We start from the raw sequence: 25,044 nt of genomic DNA, 5'->3' as shown, positions 1-25,044 counted from the left end.
GGGCACACCGCACCCAAACCACCGCCGCTTGACACCCTTAACACCTGGGGTGTCTGTCGCTCGGTACACGGCGACCCTGGAAACGCCACCCGAACCAGCTCAGCCCTCCGCGCGGGATCCCGACCACACCCACCACCACAGCCGAAGGCACCTCCAGCACAACAACCCCGCCCGACAACCCCGCCCGGCAACCCCGCCAGCGCGATCTGCTGAGGGCTGGGGTGCGATCAGCGGACGCCGGTTGGGCGGAACTGGATGCTGATGCGGGGGCCGATGCGGCCGGAGGCTTTGGGGATGGCGTGTTCCCAGGTGCGTTGGCAGGAGCCGCCCATGACGATCAGGTCGCCGTGGCCGAGGGGATGCCGGATGGTGGTGCCCACCGGTCCGCTGGTGTTGCCCGGGCGGGGGCGGAGGGCGAGGACGCGGGGTTCTCCGACGGACAGGATCGCGACCATGGTGTCCTCGCGGTTACCCCGCCCGATCCGGTCGCCGTGCCAGGCGACGCTGTCCCGCCCGTCCCGGTAGAAGCACAGCCCGGCGGTCCGGAACTGCTCGCCCAACTCCTCCGCGTAGTACTCGCTGAGCAGGTCACGCGCCTCGTCGAGGATCGGCAGTGGAAGGTCTTCGTTCTCGCCGTAGAAGCAGAGCAGCCGCGGTACGTCGACCATCCGGTCGTACATCTGCCGGCGTTCCTCGTGCCACGGCACATCCGCGGCGAGGCGCTCGTACACCTGGTCCGCGCCGGTCAACCACCCCGGCAACACATCGATCCACGCGCCCCGGCTCAACTCTGTCCGCTGCATTCCGCCCAGCGAACCCAGCGCGGGATCCTCGAACGCATCCAGCAACGAGGCCTGAAGGTCAGCACCCATGAACCCCACCATACACTGCACTCGAACACCTGTTCCCATCAATCCACCGACCATCCTGAGCGCCAACGTGGAGAAGGTGAACCCTCGGGATGGAGAGACTGAAGGAAAGCGCTGAGTTGGAGGTTTGATGGCGGGTCTGGTGATCAGTGGCTGTTCGGTACTGGTGGTGCCGGAGGCGGGGGAGTGTCACGTCGAAGAGGCGCGGGACATCCATGTCGAGGACGGTGCCATCACCGCCATCACGCCGACCGGTGAACTGCCGGCCGAAGGTGAGGTGGTCGACGCGAGCGGCCTGGTCGCCGTACCGGGGCTGATCAACTCGCACACGCACAGCCCGATGGTGATGATGCGCGGCGCGGCCGAGGACGTGTCGATCGACGACTGGTTCAACAAGAAGATCTGGCCGATGGAGGTGAACCTGACGCCCGAACGGGTCCGGGTCGGCGCCCGGCTCGCGTGCGCGGAGATGTTGCTCGCCGGCGTGACGACCTTCGTCGACCACTACTTCCACGCCGACCAGATCGCCGAGGCGGCACTGGAGACCGGGATCCGCGCCGACCTCGCGCCCACCTTCTTCTCTTCCACCGGGGACGAAGGCCGCGAGGCCGCCTTCGCCGCCGCGCGGGAGATCCGCGCGTTCGGGGAGACGGCCGCCCAGGGACGGATCACCGCCAGCCTCGGACCGCACGCGACGTACACGGTGTCCGACGAAGACCTCGCCCGTACTACGGAAGTCGCGCGCGCCGAGGGGTTCCGCATCCACCTGCACGCGGCGGAGACCGAGGACCAGACAGGTGCCTCGCGGGAGAAGCGCGGGCTGACCCCGATCCAGGTGCTCGCGCGGACCGGAGTACTGGAGGCCGGCACGCTGATCGCCCACGGCTGCGGGATCGTCGACACCGACCGCGCCTTGCTGAGGAACTTCGCGGACCGTACTGCGGTCGCCGCGTGCCCGAAGGTCTACCTCAAACTGGCGATGGGCACGACCACGCCGATCAAGTTCCTGCAGTCCGTGGGTATCCCCGTCGGAGTAGGTACAGACGGAGCCGCCGTCCACAACACGCTCGATGTCTGGGAATCCCTGCGTCTGGTGGCATTGACTCAGAAGCAGCGCGAGCAGGACGCCGAGTGGATGACGACCTCGGACACGCTTCGCTTGGCAACCCGAGGCGGAGCAGCCGCGGCCGGCCTCGCCGACAGCATCGGCGCGCTCGAGGTCGGGCGCCGAGCAGACATCGCGCTGGTGGACCTGTCCGGGCCGCACTGCCAGCCCCTCCACGACCCGAGGGCGGCGCTTGTCTACTCAATCCGCGCTTCGGACGTCGTCACGGTGCTGGTCGACGGAAACGTCGTCGTCCGCAATCGACGGCTGACCACTGCCGACCTGGACGAGATCCTCGACGACGCATGGGACCTGGCACACACCCTGGTCGACCTCTCCAAGGGCGGCGCGGTCCAGCATTACGCCCCCTGAACGCCAACGTGCCCTGAACGCCGACGTGCCCCCGACCGAACTGGCCGGGGGCACGTGGCTTACCAACTGGCGATCAGCTCACGCTGAGCGTCTTGTTCGCACTGATGGACTGCGCGTGGTCGGCATCGGCCGTGAACACGACCCGGTACGCGACCAGCCCACGGGCCTTGGGCTTGATGCCGAAGGCGTAGTAGCCCGTCGAGGTCTGCTTGACCGACGCGATCGTCGTCCAGACCTTGTTCCCGTACTGCTGCAGGTAGACCAGCCGGCCGGAATGCGCCGGGTTGATCGTGCCGGACAGCCTGGTGGTCGCCCCGAGCTTGATCGCCGCCGGTGCGAGCGTCGCCGACACGATCGGCTTCACCTCGACCGTGATGTTGGCGGTCCGGGTGCCCATCAGATCCCCGTTGCCGAGGAACGCCATCGCGAACACCGACGACACCGCCGGCTTGTACGCGTAGCTCACGCTGCCGGTCGTCCCGGTCTTGAGGGTGGTGAGCAGCTTGAAGGTGGACACGTTCTTCGGCCGCACGTAGACCGCCACCGGCAACCCGGCGTACGCCTTGTTGTCGATCCGGATCACGCTGCCCTTCAGCGTGATCGCGCCGCCGTAGTTGGTCAGCGACGCGTTCGTGCTGATCGCCGACTTCATCCCGAGCAGCTGAGTCGTCGCGATCGCGCTGACCTTGCCACCACGATCCTTGACCCAGGCAGCGAACGTGTATGTCGTCCCCTGCAACAGCCCGGTGTTCTTCACCGTCGTGCCGGTCCCCGCGTAGACCAGCGTCCCGGTGGTCAACGTCGGCGCCTTGCTCCCGACGTTGCGCCGCACCACCACCTGGTCGAAGTCCGGAATGGCCGGGATCTTCCAGCTCAGGGTGGCCGCCAGGTAGGCGCCCGTCGCGTCGAACGTCCCGGCCGCCGGCGGCACCAGGTCGACGGTGCGGAACGTGGTCGTGAACGGCGCGATGGTGGTGCCGGCCGGGTTCTGCACGCCGCTCAGCCGGATCCGGTACGCCGTCGTCTCGACCAGCGGGCTCGCCGGCGTGAGGGTGACCTTGTTGGTCGCGGCGTCGTAGGAGGGCGTGACGGCGACGGCCGCCCCGGTCTTCCCGTTGTAGAGGCGGACCGTGTCGGTGGTGACAGTGGCGGGCGCCAGTTCCTGCGTGAAGGTGATCGACGGCGCCACGTTCTGTGCCACGTTCACCGTGAAGTCCGGAACCGAGGCGTCCTTCACCAGGAGACTGGGGTCGGACGCACCGGGGCCACCCACACCGGACGGGTTGACGGTCAGCGTGTACTGACGGCTGTCCCGCGACCCGTTGTAGTTGCGGACCGAGATGTAGGCCGCTCCGGCCGGGAGGCTGACGTTGGTCGAGGCCGACTGGATCCCCGGGATCTCGTAGCCGTCCGCGTCCTCGTCCGGCCGCGGCTTCTCGGCGAAGCCGATCTGCTGGAAGTTCTGGTCGTAGACGAACACGACCGGGCCGAAGTTCTGCGCGAAGTCCACCGAGTCGTACAGCGGGCCGGAGACCTTCACCGTCACGTTGCGCGCGGCGGCGGAGTCGACCTTGTACCAGTCGACGTCACCCTCGGCGCCGATCGCGGCGGAGACCGAGCTACCGGTCAGCGCGGTCGCCCGGGCCGGAAAGTCGTTCCCGTCCGCGGTCGCCTGCGCGAAGTCCGCCGTCCACGGGCCACCCAGAGCGGCGTACGCGTCGAGGATGCCGGCGCCGTAGTACGGGTCGATGCCGCGCGGGCCGGCGTCACGGGCGGTGGCCTTGAGCCGGGCCACCACCTGGGCCGCCGTGAGGGTCGGGTACTTGTTCCGCACCAGCGCGGCGACGCCCGACACGATCGGGGCCGAGAACGACGTGCCGCTGCCCTGCCAGTACGGGAAGCTCGGGTCGAGGAACCTCGGCCCGGTGCTGACGATGTTGTAGCCGGGGGCTGAGATGTCGACCCAGTCCGCGTGCGAGCTGAAGCTAGTGGTCACGGCGCTGTCGTTGGTCGCGCCGACGGTCAGCGCCTCCGGGTAGGCGGCCGGGTACTGCGGCTCGTCGTCGCCGCTGTTGCCGGCCGACACCACCACCACGACGCCCTGGGCGACGGCGTTGGCCACCGCGTCGCGCAGTACCGGATCGTCGCCGGGGCCGCCGAGGGACAGGTTGATCACCCGTGCGCCGTGGGCGACCGCCCAGTTGATGCCCGTGACGATGTCGGCATCGCTGCCGGTGCCGAACTGGTCGAGCACCTTGACCGGCATCACCTTGGCGTTCCAGGCGACTCCGGCTATGCCCTCGGTGTTGTTCGTGTTGGCGGCGATGATGCCGGACACGAACGTGCCGTGGAAGTTGTCGTCGTTCGGCGTCGTGCCCGGGTTGATCGTGTTGTAGCCGGGCACGGTGCGGCCGACGAGATCCGGGTGACCGGCGTCGACACCGGTGTCCAATACTGCGACCGTCTGGAGGCCGGCGGTCTTCGAGAGGTCCCAGGCCTGGGGCATCCGTACGGTCGACAGGTACCGCTGGACGCCCTGCGCGTACGCGTCGTCGTTCGGTACCGCGCTGGCCTTACGGGTGTAGTTGAGCGACGCCAGTTCGACGCTGGGCTCGGACTTCAGCTTCTTCAGCAGGTCGGGCGCGGGCACCGAGCCGGTCACCTCGACCACATCGGACGTGACCGAGGTGGCGGCCTTGCCCGCGTGCTTGCTGAGTGCCTGCTTGCGGGCCGTGGTGGTGGCCTTGTCGCGGAACTTGACGACGACCGAGTTCGGCTCGTAGGCCGGAGTGGACTGGATTCCCGTGGAGAACTTGCGCTGCTTCGGCTCAGGCTGGGCGGCCTGGCCGGAGGAGCCGGTCACGGTGATGAGGGTGGCTGCTACCAGGGCGGCGGGGATGCCGAGGCGCAGTACGTGGGCAGGGCGGAACAACAAGGGACCCCCCCAAGGGTCTTGATGAGACAGAGGGCCGGAGTATGTCAGATGCGAGCGGCAAGTCCGCAACCCGATCCTGATGTCAAAAGCTGCAACCCGGCCTCGACGTCACTTCCGTGGACCGCCCTTGCTGGGTGGGGTTTCCGCGCGACTACGAGGGAGTTCGTATGAAGTACATGCTGCTGATCCGGCCGGAGGTCGACTTCGACGGCGAGGTGCCGGAGGAGATGGTCGCGGCGACGCGGGCCTGGGTGGCCGAGATGACGGAGCGGGGCGTGCGGCAGCAGGGCGCGGCGCTGCGGCCGCCGGCCGAGGCGACCGGGGTCCGCCGGCGGGGCCGCAAGGTGATCGCCACCGACGGGCCGTTCGCCGAGTCCAAGGAGCAGATGGGCGGCTTCGACCTGATCGACTGCCGGGACCTCGACGAGGCGATCGAGATCGCCTCCAAGCACCCCGTGGCGGCGATCGGCATGGTCGAGATCCGCGCCTTGGAGGAGGACTTCGAGGCGTAGTCCCGATCCCTCGCGCGAGGTCGCACGGCGGGCGCGCCCCCGCGCTGTACGGCGGGGCGCGCCTCAACATCCGGTCGGCGGCCTCTTCGCGTCCTAGGCTGGTTGATCCGCGACGGCGAGGAGATCCCGAGATGACCGGTTCCGCACCGAGTTCCGATCTGACCGGCTGGCGGCGGGCGCCCTTCAGCGGTGCGGGCCTGACCTACGACTGCTACGAGAAAGGCTCGGGACCGGGCGTCGTGCTGATCCCGGAGATCCCCGGCATCACCCCGTACGTGCTCGGGCTCGGCGATCACCTGGTCGACGAGGGCTTCACAGTGGTGATCCCGTCCCCTTTCGGTGAGCCCGGGCGGCCGGAGTCGCTGGGCGCGGTGGCCCGGGTCATGCCACGGCTCTGCGTCTCGACCGAGTTCCGCGCATTCGCGGTCAACGCCCACCGCCCGATCACGGCGTACCTGCGAGCCGTCGCCGCCGACCTGGCCACCCGTACGCCGGGACCCGGCGTCGGCGTGATCGGGATGTGTTTCACCGGGGGATTCGCGCTAGCGACGGCGGTGGACGAGGCCGTCCTCGCGCCGGTGCTGAGCCAGCCGGCCACACCGTTCCCGGTGGGGGCGAGGCGGCGCCGCGACCCAGGGGTCTCCTGGGGCGAGCTCGAGCGGGTGGTGGAGCGCTCTCGCACGGACGGGCTCTGCGTTCTCGGCCTGCGCTTCAGCGCGGACCGGGCGGTTCCGGACGAGCGGTTCGCCACCCTGCGCGAACATCTCGGCGACGCCTTCGAGGTGATCGAGCTCGACTCCGGCCCCGGCAACCCGGGCGGCTTCCGGAAGAGCGCTCACTCCGTTCTCACCGGCGAGGTTCGTGAGGATCCCCCCAACCCGGCCCTGGACGCCCGTAACCGCGTGGTCGCCTTCCTCCGCACCCACCTCACCGGCCCCACCCCGCCCCTGGACCCCAGTCACATCATCTGACCCACCTGGCACCAGCTGTGGACATCGGGTCCCGCGTCCGGCCGGTCCGTCGTACTGTTGGCCGAAGTCCTTGTACTGAAGGGATCTGGGGCCCCTTTGTTACTGGGCAGTTCAAGTGAGGTCGAGCTGTAGTCGGATGCGGACGCACTGTGACGCATCCTCACGCTCGGCTGCGGAGTGTTAAGTCGGCGTATGGAATTCGGCCCGTGTGATTCGGCCGGGGAAGGGAAGGGCACTGGCTCGGGTTAGGACTGGTTGTTGTTGCTCTGGGGCGGGCATTCGGCGGCAGAACCGTCCGAATCGTTGCTCTGCGCAAGGCTTGTTCAGCCCTGTGTGACGTCCGGTGATTTGCTCTGGCCGCACCCCCCGCGGACATGGCACCATCGGCCACCGGGGAGCTAAGTATCAGGGGGCTGCGAATGGCGAAGACCAAGCGGGCGAACCACAGGACCGGAACAGAACGTAGTTCCTGGACGGCGAACGGTGCGGTCGACGAGGCAGGCGCGGACCAAGCAGACCGGGACCCCGAGGACGGCCCGGCTGATCACGCTACCGGCAGGAATGGTCACTCAGAAGACGTGTTCGCTGGCAACGGAGTATCGACGCCGGGGCAGAACGGCCGCCCCGGATCCAACGGCACGCCCGGTCCCAAGGATCCGGGTGGTGCCGCGGCAGGCGGCCAGAACGGCCGAGGTCAGCTCGCAGCGACCCCGCGCGAAGGCGCGCCGGGCCAGGGCAGGCCGGCAGGCGCACCGGGCCAGAACGGCCACGGACCGCACGGACCAGCCCAGAACGGCACCGGCCAGAACGGCACCGGCCAGAACGGTCCGGGTCAGAACGGGACCGGCCAGAACCCCGGTCAGAACGGACCAGCCCAGACCGGGCCGGCGCAGAACGGGACCGGGCAGAGCGGACCCAGGCAGAACGGGCCGGCGCAGAACTTGCCCGGAATGCCGCGGAACGGGCCGGCGCAGAACTTGCCCGGAATGGCGCAGAACGGGATGAACGGCGGGAACGGGCAGGTCCGCGACCCGCAGGCCCGCGCCGGATTCGGTACGCCGGTCCGGGTGGACGAGATCGCCGTCGCGGCGATGGCCTTGTCCGAGGGGCTGCACGCAGCCACCCAGGGCTTGCCCGAGTCGGTGGCGTCCCGGCAGTTCCGGCGTGACCTCGACGAGGCGGCGGACACGTTCCGCACGGTCGCGAGCGAACTGGAGACGACGGCCGGCAACCTGATCCGTCTCGCCGCCAGCGAGGGCCAGGCCTGCGGTGTGACCTGGGGCATCTGCCCCGAGCACGGCCTCAGCCTGATGAGCGTCGGTGAGACGGTCACCTGCCGCGTTCTCGGCTGCTACCGCGAGAACGAGGACGTCGTCGAGCAGTGCACACAGCCCGTCGCCTATCGGGTTGTCGACGCCGTGGGCCCGGCCCTGCTGACGTGCTCCGGTCACGCCATCGCGTGCCGCCTACACCTCGACGGCGCCGTCATCACCCTCGCCTCGGACAGCCTCGAACTGCTGTAGCTCAGCAAGGCTTGAGACGCCGGTTCCACCTCCGCCAGGGGATGGAACCGGCGTCTCTGCGTCGACTGGATACGGCAGGAGGTCAGGTGGTCGTTGGCGTTGGGGGAGAGGGCGACGAAGTTCGGGGTGTCCGCGGTGCGGGTCCAAGACTGCCCGGTGAGGTTGTCCTCCGCGTAGATCGTGACCGTCCACCCGGCCGGAACGCGGACCGACGACGCCCAGTTGTCCTGTACGCCGGCGGCCTGCAGCTGCGCACGGGTGTAGTTGCCCTTGGCAAGCGCCTGCCCGGCCGTGCCGCCGTAGTCGACGTGCTCGAAGAAGACCACGCCACCGCTGCCCTGGGGTGGCATCGGCGGGGTGGGTCGCGGTCACCGGGAGCTGCCCCTTGAACATCCGCCCGCCGTCGTTGGTGAGCCGCAGGTAGTAGTCCGACGAACAGGCCGTGCCGTCCTCGTCGAGCGCCCGGATCCCTGACCCGTTGGGGATCCAGGCCGAACTCTCGGCGGTCTTGGCGATCTGGTTGCCCTCGTTGTACTCGTCGAACATCGAGATGTACATGCCCTGCACGCCGACCCGGGTGAGGTTGTAGAACTGCCTCCACATCAGGTCGCCGTGTCGCAGCCGTTCTGCTGCATCCATCGGAAGTGCGTGTTGACCGTCTGCTGGTCGTACGACGAGAACAGCTTGGCGGGTTGCCCGTTCCCGAGGTTCGAGTACGCCGTCTGGTAGGTGGCGGTGTAGTCGCGGACGTCGGGCCAGCTGCCGAGCGCGTTGTTGGTCGGCGACGGGGGCTGACCCCAGTTGTTGCTCCAGTGCCACCAGCCGTTGATCGGGGCGCCGTCGCCGGCGCAGGCGAACCAGCCCTGATACCCGACGGTGATCTTGCCGACCACGTCCCCGGGCGGACTCGCGACGGGTCTGGCGGAGGCGGTGAGAGAGGTGGTGAGAGCGGTGCCGACGGTGGTTCCGGCAGCCGCGGTGGCCGCGGACGCGGCCAGGAAAGTGCGACGTGAAACTGACATGTGCAGGCTCCGGAAGGGGCGGGCAGGACTGCGGAGAGTGGCGCCGAGCGTACAAACCGTCGCTCCGGGAGGCAAGCGCGCAGCGCAAGACTTGGACTTGAAATTGCAAAATCACGATCGAGAGCTCACAGAGAGCGTTCCCCAAGCCGGGAGCGGAAGCACTTCACGCTTAGCCGCAATCTCGCGGTGATCTGAAGAAACTTGCTCGCAACGTCTTGACGCAGTGTGCCCGGGTACTTAGTTTGTTGGCTCAACAGACAAAGTCTGTGACTGGCATCACAACCACGCCGAGGGGCCTCTTGAGGCGGCGTGCGGGGATGCCGTTCTCCTGTCGGGGGAGAAGGGGGTGGGGCTGATGACGCTGACCGGTGGCAGTCGTCCGGGCCGCGGGGTCGTCGCGGCCGATCACGTGTCGCTCCGCCGCAACAACCTCTCCGTCGTCCTGCGGCACGTCCGGGAGAACGGATCGCGCTCTCGCGCCCGGATCGCCGCGGACACCGGCCTCAACAAGGCCACCGTCAGCAGCCTCGTCGCCGAACTCGTCGAGCGCGGGCTGCTCCGCGAAGGTCAGGCCGAGTCCGAGCGCGGCGCTCTCGGCCGGCCCGGCCAACTGGTCGAGCTCGACGGCCGCAGCGTCTGCGGCGTCGGCGCCGAGATCAACGTCGACTACCTCGCCGTCACCGCTCTCGACCTCAGCGGCGAGACCGTGACCGAGCGCCGCGTCCCCCTCGACGTTGCCCACCTGGACCCCGGTACGACGCTCGACCACCTGGCTGAGCTGATCCGCGAAGCAGTGGCGGCCGTGGTCGCCCGAGGTGGCCAGACGGCCGGTGTCACCCTGGCCGTGCCCGGGTTGGTCCAGAGCACCACCGGCTCCCTCAAGCTGGCCCCGAACCTCGGCTGGAAAGAGGTCCCGGTGGTCGAGGAGATGCGCGCTCGCCTCGGCGGCCCGCCGTACAAGGTGCGGGTGGACAACGAGGCGAACCTGGCCGCGCTGGCGGCGTACTCGGAGCTGAAGGGCGACCCCGACGGCAAGGTCGAGGACCTCGTGCTGCTGACCGGCGCGGTCGGCGTCGGCGGTGGCATGGTCACCGGCGGACACCTGCTGCGCGGCGGCCACGGGTTCAGCGGCGAGGTCGGGCACATGCCGGTCGCCCCGGTCGGCGGCACCTGCGGCTGCGGCCGGACCGGTTGCTGGGAGACCGTCGTCGGCCTGACGGCCCTGCTGAACAAGGCGACCGATGCGGACGACCCGGTCCGCGACCCGTCGCTCGACGTGGAGCAGCGACTGGCGGAGATCACCCGGCGGGCCGAGGCCGGGGGTGCCCGGACGCTGCGGGCGTTGGCAGATGTAGGTACCTGGCTGGGAATTGGGGGAGCGATCCTGGTGAACATCCTGAACCCTGACGTGCTCGTGCTGGGCGGCTACTTCGCCGTCCTCGGGCCGTGGCTGAAAGAACCGCTGGAGAGCGCGATCCGCGAGCGCGTGATCGCTCCGGACGGCGGTGGTTGCCGGGTGGTGCAGTCGGAGCTCGGCTTCGCCGCCGCGGTGCGTGGTGGCGCGCAGATCTCGCTGGACCAGGTTTTCCTCGACCCGACGCTGGTCGGTCGCGACGCGGCAGGAGTAGCCCAATGAGTGACGAACTGCTGCGGATGACCGGGATCGTCAAGGAGTTCCCCGGGGTCCGGGCGCTCGACGGCGTCGACCTCGACGTCCGCCGGGGCGAGGTGCACTGCCTCCTCGGCCAGAACGGCGCCGGCAAGTCGACCCTGATCCGTGTGCTCACCGGCGCGCACCAGCCCGACGCCGGCACCATCCACGTCAATGACCAGTTGGTCTCGCTGAACAGCCCGACGGACTCGATGCGCCTCGGCATCGCGGCGATCTACCAGGAGCTCGACCTCGTTCCCGACCTCACCGTCGCCGAGAACGTGTTCCTCGGCCATGAGCCGGCCCGGTTCGGGCTGACCCGCCGGCACGAGGCGAACACCAAGGCGCGCGAACTACTCAAGGGCCTCGGCCACGGTGAGATCCCGCCGGGCCGCACGGTCGGACTGCTCTCCGCGGCTGGCCAGCAGGTGGTGAGCATGGCCAGAGCGCTCTCCCGTGAGGCGCAGCTGATCGTGATGGACGAGCCGTCCGCGGTGCTCGACTCCGAAGAGGTCGACAACCTGTTCCGAGTGATCCGCGACCTCACCTCGCGGGGCGTGGCCGTCGTCTACATCTCGCACCGGCTCGAGGAGATCCGCCAGATCGGTGACCGGGTCACCGTGCTGAAGGACGGCGCCACGGTCGCCACCGGACTGGACGCGCGCCAGACCCCGACCTCCGAGCTGATCCGGCTGATGACCGGCCGCTCGATCGAGTACGTCTTCCCGCCGCGGCAGGAGCTGCCGGCCGACGCGCCGGTCGTCCTCGAGGTGGAGAACCTGTCCCGGCCGAGGGAGTTCGCCGACATCAGTTTCGCCGTACGGGCGGGCGAGATCGTCGGCCTCGCGGGACTCGTCGGCTCCGGTCGTTCCGAAATCCTCGAGACCGTGTACGGCGCTCGCCGGGCCGCGACCGGCGTCGTACGAGTGGACGGGAAGTTGCTGCGAGCGGGACGGGTCCAGGAGTCCGTGAAGGCGGGGGTCGGGCTTGCTCCGGAAGAGCGCAAGAGCCAGGCTCTGCTGCTCGACGAAGCGGTCTACAAGAACATCACCGTGTCGAGCATGGGGCGGTTCGCCAGCGGCGGCTTCCTCAACGGACGGGCCGAGAAGGAAGCGGCCGAGGAGCTCACCAAGGCGCTGGACGTCCGCCCGGCCGGGGTGGAACATCCCGTGCGCAACCTGTCCGGTGGCAACCAGCAGAAGGTCGTGCTGGCTCGCTGGCTGCTCCGGGACTGCCGGGTGCTGCTGCTGGACGAGCCCACCCGGGGAGTCGACGTGGGAGCGCGCTCCGAGATCTACGGGCTGGTGCGCAAACTGGCCGCCAACGGAGTCGCGATCGTGCTGGTCTCCAGCGAGGTCGAGGAAGTGCTCGGTCTGGCCGACCGGGTCGTGGTGATGCGGGAGGGGCGGGCCGTGCACACCGGTCCCGCGCAAGACATCGACGAGCACCGGGTCCTCGACCTGGTGATGGAAGGAAGTGCCGTGTGATGAGTGAGGAAGTCGCACGACCCCAGGCAACGAAGGACCAACCGCAAGACGTGCCGACCCCGTCGGGGCAGGCGATGATCGAGGTCGACCCGACCGAGACCGCGCCACGCAACGGCCGGTCGGGCGGCGACAGCGGCGGCGGGAACGTCGTGGTCAACCTGCTCAAGAGCGGTGCCGGCCGCAACGTGGGTCTGGTGATCGCGCTGGTCCTGCTCTGCATCGTCGGCGTCGCCACGGCCGGTGACCGGTTCGCCAGCACCGCCAACCTGCTGACGATCCTCCGCCTCGCCGCGGTGATCGGCGTGGTCAGCATCGGCATGACGTTCGTGATCACCGGTGGCGGCATCGACCTGTCGGTCGGCGCGATGGTCGCGCTCGCCTCGGTCTGGGCGACCACGCTGGCCACCCAGCAGCTGGCCACCGACTACCACTGGATCTTCATGGTCAGTACCGCGCTGCTGGTGGGCGCCGCATGTGGACTGGTGAACGGGCTACTGATTGCCTACGGCAAGATAGTGCCGTTCATAGCGACGCTGGCGATGCTGGCCGGCGCCCGGGGTCTGGCCGAGATCCTGGCCGACCGCAAGACCCAGATCATCAGCGTGAACTCGTTCGTGGACTTCTTCGGCGGTTCGCTGATCGGCATCCCGGTGCTGGTCTGGATGTTCGTCCTCGTCGCAGCGGCCGGCTGGGTGCTGCTCAACCGGACCACCTTCGGCCGCCGTACCTTCGCCGTCGGCGGCAACGCCGAGGCGGCGCGGCTGGCCGGTATCAAGGTCCAGCGGCACACGGTCGCTCTCTACGTGCTGTGCGGGCTTTGCTGCGGCATCGCCGCAGTGATGCTGATGGCGCGGACGACGACCGGTAGCGCCACCCACGGCCAGCTCTACGAGCTGGACGCGATCGCGGCCGTGGTGATCGGCGGCACGCTGCTGTCCGGCGGTCGCGGCACCATCGTCGGCACCGTGTTCGGCGTGCTCATCTTCACCACCCTGAACAACGTCTTCACCCTGAACAACCTGTCCATCTCCGCCCAGTCGGTGGCGAAGGGCCTGATCATCGTGATCGCGGTCCTCCTCCAGCAACGCCTGGCCGCCCGCGCCACCGCGCCCTAGCTGTCCGCACCAACCGCACTGGCAACACCCCTGTAGAAACACCATCTTTTGGAGGACAAGATGTCCGTACGTTCCGCCCGAGTGCTGCTCACCGCAGGCCTCGTCGGGCTCAGTTCGATGGCGTTGATCGCCTGCACCAGCAACACCCCGGAAGCCGAGAAGACCACCGACAACAACGCGACCCAGGCGGTCGCCGCCGGTGGCAACGACGAGCCCGGCAAGAAGGTGAAGATCGGCTTCTCCGCGCCGGCCGCCGACCACGGCTGGATGGGCGCGATCACGAAGGCGACCCAGGAGGAGGCGAAGAAGTACTCCGACGTCGAGCTGGTCGTGGCCGAGGGCACCAACGACGTGAACCTGCAGATCAGCCAGGTCGAGACCTTCATCAACGACAAGGTCGACGCGATCGTGCTGCTGCCGTTCGACGGCGCCGCGCTCACCCCGGTGGCGATCAAGGCGATGGAGGCCGGCATCACGGTGGTGAACGTCGACCGCGAGTTCGACAGCACCTTCGCGGCCCGGACCACCGTGCTCGGCGACAACAAGGGAATGGGCGTCTCCGCGGGCACTTACATCTGCCAGGAGATGAAAGGCAAGAAGGACGCGGTGATCGCCGAGATCGCTGGTATCGACTCGCTGCCGCTGACCCAGGCCCGTAGCGCCGGGTTCAAGGAAGCGCTCGCCGACTGCGGGCTGAAGGTCAACAACCGGGTGGCGGCGGAGTTCACCGTCGAGTCCGGTGAGAAGGCGGCCGCCAACCTGCTGCAGGCGGCGCCGAAGATCGACGCGATCTGGAACCACGACGACGACCAGGGTGTCGGCGTGATGGCCGCCATCAAGAACTCCGGTCGCAAGGAGTTCTTCGTGGTCGGCGGGGCCGGCTCGGCCAACGTGATGCGTGACATCAAGGCCGGCAACACGCTGCTGAAGGCAACCGTCATCTACCCGTCCACGCAGGGCGCCGACGGCCTCAAGCTGGCCCGCCTGCTGGTGCAGCAGAAGTCCCTCAGCGACCTGGTGGAGGTCGAGGTGCCGCGCACCGTGCAGCTGTACGCGCCGGTCGTCACCAAGGACAACGTCGACCAGTACCTGCCGACCGCCTTCGAGTCCTGAGCCACTGAGGAGAAACCTGTATGACGAACCTGGGCATCGGCCTGATCGGGTACGCCTTCATGGGCGCGGCCCACTCGCAGGCCTGGCGGAGCGCGCCGCGGTTCTTCGACCTGCCGCTGGACCCCACGATGAACGTGCTGTGCGGGCGGAACGCGGAGGCGGTCCGGGCCGCCGCGAAGAAGCTCGGCTGGAGCGCCACCGAGACCGACTGGCGCAAGCTGCTCACCCGCGACGACGTGCAACTGATCGACGTCTGCACGCCGGGGGACAGCCACGCCGAGATCGCGATCGCCGCGCTCCAGGCGGGCAAGCACGTGCTCTGCGAGAAGCCCCTGGCCAACACGGTCGCCGAAGCGGAGGCGATGGCCGCCGCGGCGGCGGACGCGGCGGCCAAGGGCGTCAGGTCGATGGTCGGGTTCACCTACCGGCGGGTGCCGGCGATCGGTCTGGCCCGGCAGCTCGTTGCCGCCGGCAAGATCGGTACCGTCCGGCACGTGCGGGCGCAGTACCTGCAGGACTGGATCGCGGACCCGGAGGCGCCGCTGTCGTGGCGGCTGGACAAGGAGAAGGCCGGGTCCGGCGCGCTCGGTGACATCGGCGCGCACATCGTCGACCTCACGCAGTACATCACCGGCGACCGGATCGCCGAGGTGAGCGGGCTGCTGGAGACGTTCGTCAAGGAGCGCCCGGTCGCCGCCGCGCACAGCGGACTGTCTGGCGAGGCAGGCACCGAACGGGGTCCGGTCACGGTCGACGACGCGGCGATCTTCCTGGCCCGCTTCGGCTCCGGCGCGCTCGGTGTGTTCGAGGCGACCCGGTTCGCGACCGGGCGCAAGAACGCGATCCGGATCGAGATCAACGGCAGCCTTGGCAGCCTCGCGTTCGACTTCGAGGACATGAACGAGCTGCATTTCTACGACGCCACCGAGGATCCGCTGACGGCGGGTTTCCGGCGGATCCTCGCCACCGAGGCGGTGCACCCGTACGTCGCCGCCTGGTGGCCGCCCGGTCACCTGCTCGGGTACGAGCACGGTTTCACCCACCAAGTGGTCGACCTGGTCGGCGCGATCGCCGAGGGCAAGGATCCGGCGCCCTCGTTCGCCGACGGACTGCAGGTCCAGCGGGTGCTGGCCGCGGTCGAGGACAGCTCGGCCTCCCGACAATGGCAGGAGATTCCTGAATGAGTCCCTACACCCCCTCGAAAGACGACAAGTTCTCCTTCGGCCTGTGGACCGTCGGCTGGGAGGGCGTGGACGTCTTCGGTACGGCGGTCCGCGCGCCGCTCGACCCGGTCCTGGCGGTGGAGAAGCTCGCCGAGCTGGGCGCCGCCGCGGTGTCCTTCCACGACGACGACCTGGTCCCGGACGACAGCCGCCGCCAGCAGGTGCTCGAGCGGTTCACCAAGGCGCTCGGGGACACCGGACTCGTCGTCGAGATGGCGACCACCAACCTGTTCAGCCACCCGGTCTTCAAGGACGGTGGCCTGACCGCCAACGACCGCGACGTACGCCGGTACGCGCTGTCGAAGGTGCTCCGCAACGTCGACCTGGCCGCCGAGCTCGGCGCCAAGACGTACGTGCTGTGGGGCGGCCGCGAAGGTGCGGAGTCGGGTGGTTCGAAGGATGTGCACGCGGCCCTCGACCGGTACAAGGAGTCGATGGACCTGCTCTGCGCCTACGTGAGGGAGCGGGGCTACGACCTGCGCTTCGCGATCGAGCCGAAGCCGAACGAGCCCCGCGGCGACATCCTGCTGCCGACCATCGGGCACGCGATCTCGTTCATCAACGGGCTCGACGACCCCGACCTGGTCGGCATCAACCCCGAGGTCGGTCACGAGCAGATGGCCGGGCTCAACTACGCGCACGGGATCGCCCAGGCGTTGTGGCACGGCAAGCTGTTCCACATCGACCTGAACGGTCAGCACGGCCCCCGGTTCGACCAGGACCTGCGCTTCGGCGCCGGCAACCTGCGTGAGGCGTTCTGGACGGTCGACGTGCTGCAGGGCACCGCGGGTGGACCGGGCTACGACGGCTACGTGCACTTCGACTACAAGCCGCCGCGCACCGAGGACCTCGAGGGAGTCTGGGAGACCGCGCGCGGCTGTATGCGCAACTACCTGATCCTGCGCGAGAAGGTGCAGGCGTTCCGGGCTGATCCGGAGGTTGCCGAGGCGCTCGCCGCGGCACGGGTCGGTGAGCTCTCGCAGCCCACGCTGGGCGCCGGCGAGACGCTCGACGAGTTGCGCAAGGCAACGTACGACCCCGAGGCCCTGGCCGCTCGCGGTCTCGGGTTCGAGCGTCTGGACCAGCTCGCCATGGACCACCTTCTCGGAGTCCGCTGACCAGTAGGTGAGGAGTCCCGGGCAGGGCAGAGCACGGGAAAGCAGTAGCTGAACAGCACCACCAGGGCCGACGTCCGGGGACCCGCCCCGGGACTCGTGCAGCCGCACGGGACAGATGGAGCGCGCACCTTATCCGACCCATGAGGAGCTCCCGATGATCCAGCTACGCAGGCACGGAACTCTGATCCGTGCCCTCGTGCTCGCCCTGATCGCCGCGCTGGCGATCCCTCTGACCGCGACCACCGCCCGAGCCCACCCGGGGCACGGGGACGAGACCTTGAACGCGCTGGTCTTCAGCAAGACCGCCGGGTTCCGGCACGACTCGATCCCGGCCGGGATCCAGGCGATCAAGGACCTGGCCACCGCGAACGGCTTCACCGTCACCGCGACCGAGGACGCGGCGATGTTCAACGACACCGAACTCGCGAAGTACGAGGTGGTGATCTGGCTGTCCACCACCGGTGACGTGCTCAACGCCGACCAGCAGGCGGCGTTCGAGCGCTACATCCGCGCCGGTGGTGGGTACGCCGGGGTGCACGCCGCCTCGGACACGGAGTACGACTGGCCCTGGTACGGCAAGCTCGTCGGGAGCTACTTCGACAGCCACCCGGCCGGTACGCCGAACGCGACCGTGAAGGTGGAGGACCACGCGCACCCGTCGACCGCGGGAGCGCCGACCACCTGGCCGCGGACGGACGAGTGGTACAACTACCGGACCAACCCGCGCGGCGCCGTGCACGTGCTCGCCTCGCTCGACGAGACGACGTACACGGGCGGCAACATGGGCCCGGAGCACCCGATCGCGTGGTGCCAGGACTACGAGGGCGGCCGCGCCTGGTACACCGGCATGGGCCACACCATCGAGTCGTACGCCGACCCGGTGTTCCGCAACCACCTGCTCGGCGGCATCAAGACCGCGGCCGGGGTGGAGCCGGCCGACTGCGGCGCCTCGCTGAGCGACAGTTACCAGAAGGTCACCCTGGACGACGACACGTCCAACCCGATGGAACTGGCCATCGCGGCCGACGGCCGGGTGTTCTACATCGACCGCAACGGCGCGGTGAAGATCGTCAAGACCGACGGCACCGTCCTGACCGCCGGCACCTTGAACGTCTACACCGGCCAGGAGTTCGGCCTGCTCGGCATCGCGCTCGATCCGGCGTTCGCGCAGAACGGCTTCGTCTATCTGTATTACTCGCCGGGCGGAACCGAGCCCTTCGATCGGGTCTCCCGGTTCAAAATGAATGGCGACACGCTCGACCTGACGAGTGAGAAGCAGGTACTGCGGGTCGACACCCAGCGGGACCAGTGTTGCCACGCGGGTGGCGCGCTCGAGTTCGATGGCCAGGGCAACCTTTTCATCGCCACCGGTGACAACAGCAACCCGTTCGACTCCGACGGTTACTCGCCGCTCGACGAGCGGGCCGGTCGCGCGGCCTGGGACTCCCAGCGCAGCGCCGCCAACAGCAACAACCTGAACGGCAAGGTGCTCCGGATCCACCCGGAGGCCGACGGCAGCTACACCGTTCCGGCCGGGAACCTGTTCCCGTCGGGGACGGAGAAGACTCGGCCGGAGATCTACGCGATGGGCTTCCGGAACCCGTTCCGGATCGGTATCGACCCGACCACCGACCACCTGTTCGTCGCGGACTACGGGCCGGACGCCGGCCAGGTCAGCCCGACGCGGGGACCCGACGGCCGGGTCGAGTGGAACATCCTGGACAAGCCGGGCTTCTACGGCTGGCCGTACTGCGTCGGCAACAACACGCCGTACAACGACTACAACTTCGAGACCGGTACGTCGGGCGCGACGTTCAACTGCGCGGCGCCGGTGAACAACTCGCCGAACAACACCGGTCTCACCCAGTTGCCGGCGGCGATCCCCGCGAACCTGTGGATGGGCAAGTCGACCACGGGTGTGCCGGAGGTGGGCGGCAGTGGCGCGCCGATGACGAGTGGCGCGTACAAGTTCGACCCGGACAGCGACTCGGACCGGAAGTGGCCGAAGTACTTCGACGGCAAGGCGGTCTGGGCCGACTGGAACGACAGCCGGTTGTTCTCGGTGCAGTTGAGCGACGACCGGACGAAGGTCGCGGACGTCTCGCGGATGCTGCAGGAGATGAACTTCATCCGGCCGCACGCGCTGCAGTTCGGGCCGGACGGCGCGCTCTACGTGATCGAGTGGGGGAGCGGGTTCGGCGGGAACAACGCGGACTCGGGCATCTACCGGATCGACTATGTGCAAGGAAACCGTGCGCCGATCGCGCAGTTCAGCACGGACAAGACCTCGGGACCGGTGCCACTGACAGTGGCCTTCGACTCGACCGGATCGCGTGATCCGGACGGCCAGCCGATCACCTTGGCCTGGGATTTCGACGGCAACGGGACGACGGACAGCGCCGAGGCCAAGCCGTCGCACACCTACACGGCGGCCGGCGTCTTCACGGCACGGCTGACGGTCACCGACACCGATGGCCGGACGGCCGTCTCGAACCGCACGATCACGGCCGGGAACACCGCGCCGACGATCACGGTGGAGGCACCGCTCGACGGCGGGTTCTTCGACTTCGGCGACACGATCAAGTACAAGGTCACCGTCGCCGATCCCGAGGACGGCACGGTCGACTGCAACGACGTGATCACCCAGCCGGCCCTCGGCCATGACGAGCACGCGCACGGCTACGAGCAGTACCACGGCTGCGAGGGGACATTCCCGCTGCCGGGTGACGAGGGCCATGTCGGGGCGAACATCTTCGGCATCGTGACCGTCACCTACACAGACAAGGGCGCACCGGGCTCTGGCCGGATCACCACGCAGAAGGTGGTCCAGTTGCAGCCCAAGACCCGGGAGGCGGAGTACTTCGACGAGACCGGTGGCCCGGGGTCGACACCCGGAGTACAGGTTGAGGACACCGGTGATGTCGCCGGTGGTGGGAAGAACATCGGGTTCATCGAGGACGGCGACTGGTGGGGCTGGAAGCCGACCAACCTGACCGCGATCGACCAGATCCAGTTGCGTGCCGCCTCGCCTGACGCGGGTGCCACAGTCCAGGTGCGGACCGGTTCGCCGACCGACGGCCCGATCGTCGCGACGATCCAGGTGACACCGACGGGTGCCTGGCAGACGTACGCCAACTTCACCGCGCCGGTCAGTGGGGCGACGTTGGCGAGCGGCCCGCTGTACTTCGTCAAGACGACCGGGCAGCTGAACGTCAACTGGGTGAAGTTCATCGGCAAGGGCGTGACAGAGAACCAGCGTCCGGTGGTCACCATCACGGCGACACCCGTGCAGGGCAAGGCGCCGTTGAAGGTCGACTTCACCGCCGCGGCGACCGATCCCGAAGGCGACCTGCCACTGTCTTACACGTGGAGCTTCGGTGACGGCGCCACCGCGACCGGTGCCTCCGTGAGCCACACCTACACCACGTCCGGGACTCACATCGCGACCGCCACGGTGACGGACGCCCGCGGAGCCTCAGGTACTTCGACCGTCCAGGTGAAGGTGGACGCCACCGCTCCGCCAACCTGCCTGACCGGTCGATCGGACGGCTTCGAGGGTACGGCGGTCGACACCGGCCGCTGGGATTCCATTGTCAGAGGCAACCAGGAGCTTGCCGTCAGCAACGGTGACCTGGTGCTGCCGCTGACCGCGACCGACATCTACGGCACCGGCAACACGGGCACGCCGAACATCGTGCTCCAGCCGCTACCCGCAGGTGCCTGGCAGGCCACGGCCAAGCTGACCCTGCCGGCCCGGCTCGCCTATCAGCAGGCCGGGTTGATCGTCTACGGCGACGACGACAACTACGCGAAGATGGTGCTGCAGGGACGCTCGACCGGTGCACCGTCGGCGGCCGACCGGATCTTCCAGTTCATCCGGGAGGAAGCCGGTACGCCGAACGAGGTGGCCGCGTCGAACACCGCCAACCTGGGCGCGGCGTACCCGGACACGGTGTGGGTGCGGTTCAGCAGCGACGGGGCGAACCTGCGGGCGGCGTACAGCGCTGACGGGGCGACGTTCACCGACATGCCCGAGACGAAGCAGCTGGCCGGCATCTCGAACCCGAAGATCGGGCTGTTCGGGCTGGCGAACCGGACCGAGGCGTTGCCGTTGTCCGCGCAGTTCGACTACTTCACCATCACCCCGGATGACACCGCCGAGGTGCCGGCCCCGGAGGACCAGTTCGACGGTACTGCGCTCGACGCCTGCCGGTGGTCCGCGAGCGTGCGGCCCGACCCGACGGCGTACCGAGTGACGGGCGGAGCTATCGAGATCGACACCAGCAAGGGCGACATCTACCAGGGCACGGCGACGAACCCCCGGAACCTGTTGCTCCAGCCGGCGCCGGATGGTGACTGGACCATCGAGACGAAGGTGGACGGGTCCGCCTTCAACGAGGCCTACCAGCAGGGCGGCCTGATGGTCTACGGCGACGACGCGAACTACGTGAAGCTGGACTTCCTCACCACGAACGCCTCGGGAGGCACCGTGACGCGGGAGATCGAGCTGCGCAGCGAGGTCGGCAACGCCATCGTGCAACCGGCGCCGAACGCCTCACCTGCACCCACCCAGGGTGTCTGGTACCTGCGACTGGCGAAGAGTGGGACGACCTTCACCGGGTCGTACAGCGCGGACGGTCTGGCCTGGACAGCGCTCCCTGCGGTCACCAACACCGCGCTGAGCTCAGCGAGCTTCGGGATCTACGCCTTCGGGGTCGACCAGGTCGCTTCGAAGACGGCGAAGTTCGACTACTTCAAGCTGGTCCGGGACACGGTCGCGCCGCAGGTGAACCTGTCGGTGAACCCGTCGGCTCCGTCGGGTCAGAACGGCTGGTGGACGGACGCGGTCGTCGCGACGGCGATGGCGACCGACGACCAGCCCGGGCAGCTCTACCTGGAGCAGAAGATCGGCGACGGGGACTGGGCCGAGTACACGACTCCGATCACGTTCTCGGCGGACGGGACGCACACGGTCCAGGTCCGGGCGAGTGACACCGCGGGCAACGTGTCCGCGCCGGAGTCCGTCACCGTCAAGGTCGATCGCACCGCTCCGAAGGCGGCGGTCACCGGCTTGGCTAGTGGCGGGAAGCTCGGAGTGGCGAGTGCTGTGAACGTAGCGGCTACCGCCACGGACGCGCTCTCCGGGGTCGGCTCGGTGACGCTGACCGTCGACGGGGAGCCGGTGGCCGCCACCGGCAAGTTGGACGGCGCCTTGCTCGGGCTGGGAGCACATGAGCTGGTCGCGACGGCCAAGGACAAGGCCGGCAACACGTCCGTGACGAAGGTTCCGTTCACGGTCTTCGCCTCCTACGCGGAGGCGACCAAGTTGGTCGAGCGGTATCGGGTCGCCAGGACGGTGCCGTTGGCCACCGCCACGGTGATGACGGTCCAGCTCGGCCTCGCCGAACAACAGCAACGCCGCGGCCATGACCTCGTCGCCGCCGTCGCCCTGGATCTGTTCATCGCCAAGGCGCGCACGGTGTCCGACGTACCGGCCCGGACGCTGTTGACCGCCGTCGGTCAGGACCTGAAGAGGGCGCTCTGATCCGACCGATGGAGACGTCACCGTGCGAGATCGCATCCTGTCCGACGCGGAGAGGCGTGCGGGAGCTTCCGTGCCCCGGGGCGGTTCGGCCCCGCCCCGGGATCCGGGAGAGCGATCTCGCGCGGTCGGCGGAGGACCGGTCCGCCGGTCCTCGCCCCCGGCGTCGCGACCTGCGCTCCGGCCGCGGCGCCGGGGGCACCACCACGCAGTACGGCAGCACTCTCGTTCAGCAGAACCCTTGTTCAGCAGAACGCTTTGTTCTGCAGCACGCTCGAGAAGGAGTAGACCGTCATGGCTCGACCGATCACCTTGTTCACCGGCCAGTGGGCCGACCTGCCGTTCGAGGAGGTGGCCCGGCTGGCCTCCGAATGGGGGTACGACGGGCTGGAGATCGCCTGCTGGGGTGATCATCTCGATGTCCGCAAGGCCGCCGAGGACGACGCCTACGTGCAGAACCGGCTGGACGTCCTGGAGAAGTACAACCTGAAGGTCTGGACGATCTCGAACCACCTGCTCGGCCAGGCGGTCTGCGACGACCCGATCGACCAGCGGCACCAGGCGATCCTGCCCGCTCACATCTGGGGCGACGGCGACCCCGAGGGCGTGCGGCAACGCGCGGCCGAGGAGATGGCGACCACCGCCCGGGCGGCCCGCCGGCTCGGCGTCGATGTCGTGGTCGGCTTCACCGGGTCGTCGATCTGGAAGACGGTGGCGATGTTCCCGCCGGTGCCGCCGGCCATGATCGAGGCCGGGTACCGCGACTTCGCGGACCGGTGGAACCCGATCCTCGACGTGTTCGACGAGGTTGGCGTGAAGTTCGCGCACGAGGTGCACCCGTCGGAGATCGCGTACGACTACTGGTCGACCACCGCGACCCTGGAGGCGATCGGTCACCGCGAGGCGTTCGGCCTGAACTGGGACCCGAGCCACTTCGTCTGGCAGGACCTCGACCCGGTCGGCTTCCTCTGGGACTTCAAGGACCGCATCTACCACGTCGACTGCAAGGACGCGAAACGCCAGGTCGGCAACGGCCGCAACGGCAGGATGGGTTCCCACCTCGCCTGGGGCGACCCCCGCCGCGGTTGGGACTTCGTCTCCACCGGGCACGGCGACGTCCCCTGGGAGGCCTGCTTCCGAATGCTCAACACGATCGGCTACACCGGCCCGATCTCAGTCGAATGGGAAGACGCCGGCATGGACCGCCTGGTCGGCGCCGCCGAAGCCTTGCAATTCGTCCGCACCCTAGCCTTCGACCCACCCACCGCCTCCTTCGACGCAGCCTTCTCCTCCTAACCACCACTTCGGGTTAGCCCGCGACACGTGAGCACGCCGGCTCGCCGGTACGTCGGTAGCCGCGCGAGCTAGTTCGGCGAACATCACGCGCGGGTAGTGCACCCCGACAGAGCGCGGGTTGTTCAGCGGCGTTGGGTTTCGGGTGGTTGCCGCTGGCATGTGTGCGGGTGGTTCCGCGGTCTCCGCTGCGTGATGGTGCTAGTCGGGATGGGGTGCGTCAAGAGCGCTTCGCGTCCCTTCGGGATCGGAACAAGTTCCGACTCTTGACCCACCCCATCCCGACCAGGGAAGGACGCAGCTACGCGGATCCCGCGGAGGGGTCTGAGCCGCCTCGGGGTGATGTTTTCGGTGGTGGGTGTACCGAGCGACAGGTAGTGCAGGTGTGGTCGCGGAGGTTCCAGGCGTGAGGAACCCCGGGGGGTGGTCTGTGCGGCGACCACGTCCTGTCCGTCGGTACGCCAGCGGCTCCCAGACGTGGGTTTTCGCCCGGTTGGTGGTGGATTCGCCTGGGCGGGTAATGGTTGTGCCGATTCGGGGACTGGCGCTGGCGGGTTGTTCGACCACTGCCGGGTTGTTCGACCACTGGCGGGTTATTGGCCGGGTGGGCGGGTTGTTCGGCGGCGTGTGGTTCGTTTCGGGGTCCGCTGGATGGTGTTCGGCCACTGGCGGCCTATTAGGCGCCAGCGGCCGAACACCCCGTCAGCGGGAGGCCGATCGTCGGCCCGCGGGCCGACGGGGTGCGGTTGGGGGGACCGCGGACACCTTCGGGGGCCCCGACAGCCCGTGGCGGTGGGATTTCGGGGACCGCGGACACCTTGTGGGGGGTGTGACGGCTGGTGGCGGTGCGGTTGTGGGGACCTGGGACACCGGGTGGGGACCTGGGACAGGCCTATTCGTGTCCGAGGTCCCGCCTTGGTGTCCCAGGACCCACTTTGTGCGCCGGTTGAGTGCCCCGGGGCGCCGAGATCTGCTCAGGTGGTGCACAAGGTGCCGGTTTCGGGAGTCCCCGGCCCCCGGGCACAGGAACACCCCGAGATTCCGGGGCGGGGCAGCTCCCCGAGCTTCTGTGCAAGCAATTCCCCGAGCGTTTGGGCGGAGGAGCTTCCCGGTCCTTGTCGCCATACCCCTCAGCGGCTCCGGGATAGCTGCGTTCCTTCCCTGGTCGGGGTGGTGTGGGTCATCCCTGAAGG

General features: G+C 68.7%; 16 protein-coding genes. 12 read left to right on the top strand and 4 right to left on the bottom strand.

The genetic code is table 11. From position 1 onward, the window contains the following. Nucleotides 1-227: 227 nt before the first annotated feature. Nucleotides 228-872 carry an alpha-ketoglutarate-dependent dioxygenase AlkB gene (locus tag ACFPJ1_RS37950; protein WP_380111156.1) on the bottom strand — a complete coding sequence of 215 codons (645 nt, stop codon included), beginning with the start codon at nt 870-872 and terminating at the stop codon, nt 228-230. 127 nt (nt 873-999) lie between these two features. Between ACFPJ1_RS37950 and ACFPJ1_RS37945 the strand changes: the two genes are divergently transcribed. After that, nucleotides 1,000-2,346: an amidohydrolase gene (locus ACFPJ1_RS37945; RefSeq protein ID WP_380111155.1), complete on the top strand. Its 1,347-nt coding sequence runs from the start codon at nt 1,000-1,002 to the stop codon at nt 2,344-2,346. Between the two features lie 73 nt (nt 2,347-2,419). On the opposite strand, the gene ACFPJ1_RS37940 is transcribed toward ACFPJ1_RS37945, so the two are convergent. Next, nucleotides 2,420-5,281 (bottom strand): S8 family serine peptidase, encoded by a 2,862-nt coding sequence (locus tag ACFPJ1_RS37940; RefSeq protein WP_380111154.1) that lies wholly within the window; start codon nt 5,279-5,281, stop codon nt 2,420-2,422. A gap of 167 nt (nt 5,282-5,448) precedes the next feature. Here ACFPJ1_RS37940 and ACFPJ1_RS37935 point away from each other — a divergent pair, with 167 nt between their 5' ends. From ACFPJ1_RS37935 to ACFPJ1_RS37925, 3 genes are all read left to right on the top strand, one after another. Continuing rightward, a complete protein-coding gene (locus ACFPJ1_RS37935) occupies nt 5,449-5,793 on the top strand; it encodes a YciI family protein (protein WP_380111153.1) in 345 nt (114 codons plus the stop codon). Nucleotides 5,794-5,924: 131 nt separating this feature from the next. Then, nucleotides 5,925-6,764, top strand: coding sequence for a dienelactone hydrolase family protein (locus tag ACFPJ1_RS37930; RefSeq protein ID WP_380111152.1), 840 nt, complete (start codon nt 5,925-5,927; stop codon nt 6,762-6,764). Between the two features lie 419 nt (nt 6,765-7,183). Continuing rightward, a complete protein-coding gene (locus tag ACFPJ1_RS37925; protein ID WP_380111151.1) occupies nt 7,184-8,287 on the top strand; it encodes a hypothetical protein in 1,104 nt (367 codons plus the stop codon). Here ACFPJ1_RS37925 and ACFPJ1_RS37920 read toward each other — a convergent pair. Next, nucleotides 8,212-8,637 (bottom strand): hypothetical protein, encoded by a 426-nt coding sequence (locus tag ACFPJ1_RS37920; RefSeq protein ID WP_380111150.1) that lies wholly within the window; start codon nt 8,635-8,637, stop codon nt 8,212-8,214. The two genes, ACFPJ1_RS37925 and ACFPJ1_RS37920, sit on opposite strands and share 76 nt — an antisense overlap. A 252-nt stretch (nt 8,638-8,889) precedes the next feature. Continuing rightward, nucleotides 8,890-9,309 (bottom strand): glycoside hydrolase family 71/99 protein, encoded by a 420-nt coding sequence (locus tag ACFPJ1_RS37915; RefSeq protein ID WP_380111149.1) that lies wholly within the window; start codon nt 9,307-9,309, stop codon nt 8,890-8,892. Nucleotides 9,310-9,664: 355 nt separating this feature from the next. Here ACFPJ1_RS37915 and ACFPJ1_RS37910 point away from each other — a divergent pair, with 355 nt between their 5' ends. From ACFPJ1_RS37910 to ACFPJ1_RS37875, 8 genes are all read left to right on the top strand, one after another. Beyond that, the gene (locus tag ACFPJ1_RS37910; protein ID WP_380111148.1) at nt 9,665-10,945 is read left to right on the top strand and encodes an ROK family transcriptional regulator; all 1,281 of its coding nucleotides are present in this window, start codon (nt 9,665-9,667) and stop codon (nt 10,943-10,945) included. Then, the gene (locus tag ACFPJ1_RS37905) at nt 10,942-12,447 is read left to right on the top strand and encodes a sugar ABC transporter ATP-binding protein (protein WP_380111147.1); all 1,506 of its coding nucleotides are present in this window, start codon (nt 10,942-10,944) and stop codon (nt 12,445-12,447) included. The genes ACFPJ1_RS37910 and ACFPJ1_RS37905 overlap by 4 nt, the downstream gene beginning before the upstream one ends. Continuing rightward, nucleotides 12,447-13,562: an ABC transporter permease gene (locus ACFPJ1_RS37900; RefSeq protein WP_380111145.1), complete on the top strand. Its 1,116-nt coding sequence runs from the start codon at nt 12,447-12,449 to the stop codon at nt 13,560-13,562. Before ACFPJ1_RS37905 ends, ACFPJ1_RS37900 begins: the two co-directional genes overlap by 1 nt. A 60-nt stretch (nt 13,563-13,622) precedes the next feature. After that, on the top strand, nt 13,623-14,675 hold the full coding sequence (locus ACFPJ1_RS37895; protein WP_380111144.1) for a substrate-binding domain-containing protein: 1,053 nt from the start codon (nt 13,623-13,625) through the stop codon (nt 14,673-14,675). 20 nt (nt 14,676-14,695) lie between these two features. Next, the gene (locus ACFPJ1_RS37890) at nt 14,696-15,859 is read left to right on the top strand and encodes a Gfo/Idh/MocA family protein (RefSeq protein WP_380111143.1); all 1,164 of its coding nucleotides are present in this window, start codon (nt 14,696-14,698) and stop codon (nt 15,857-15,859) included. Continuing rightward, the gene (xylA, locus tag ACFPJ1_RS37885) at nt 15,856-17,016 is read left to right on the top strand and encodes a xylose isomerase (protein ID WP_380111142.1); all 1,161 of its coding nucleotides are present in this window, start codon (nt 15,856-15,858) and stop codon (nt 17,014-17,016) included. Before ACFPJ1_RS37890 ends, xylA begins: the two co-directional genes overlap by 4 nt. Nucleotides 17,017-17,170: 154 nt before the next feature. Beyond that, the gene (locus ACFPJ1_RS37880; RefSeq protein WP_380111141.1) at nt 17,171-22,561 is read left to right on the top strand and encodes a ThuA domain-containing protein; all 5,391 of its coding nucleotides are present in this window, start codon (nt 17,171-17,173) and stop codon (nt 22,559-22,561) included. Between the two features lie 291 nt (nt 22,562-22,852). Continuing rightward, nucleotides 22,853-23,854: a sugar phosphate isomerase/epimerase family protein gene (locus ACFPJ1_RS37875; protein ID WP_380111140.1), complete on the top strand. Its 1,002-nt coding sequence runs from the start codon at nt 22,853-22,855 to the stop codon at nt 23,852-23,854. Nucleotides 23,855-25,044 lie beyond the last annotated feature (1,190 nt).

The organism is Kribbella qitaiheensis (genome assembly GCF_042657745.1).
Lineage (GTDB): Bacteria > Actinomycetota > Actinomycetes > Propionibacteriales > Kribbellaceae > Kribbella > Kribbella qitaiheensis.
This window is presented reverse-complemented; position numbering and strand designations above follow the sequence as displayed.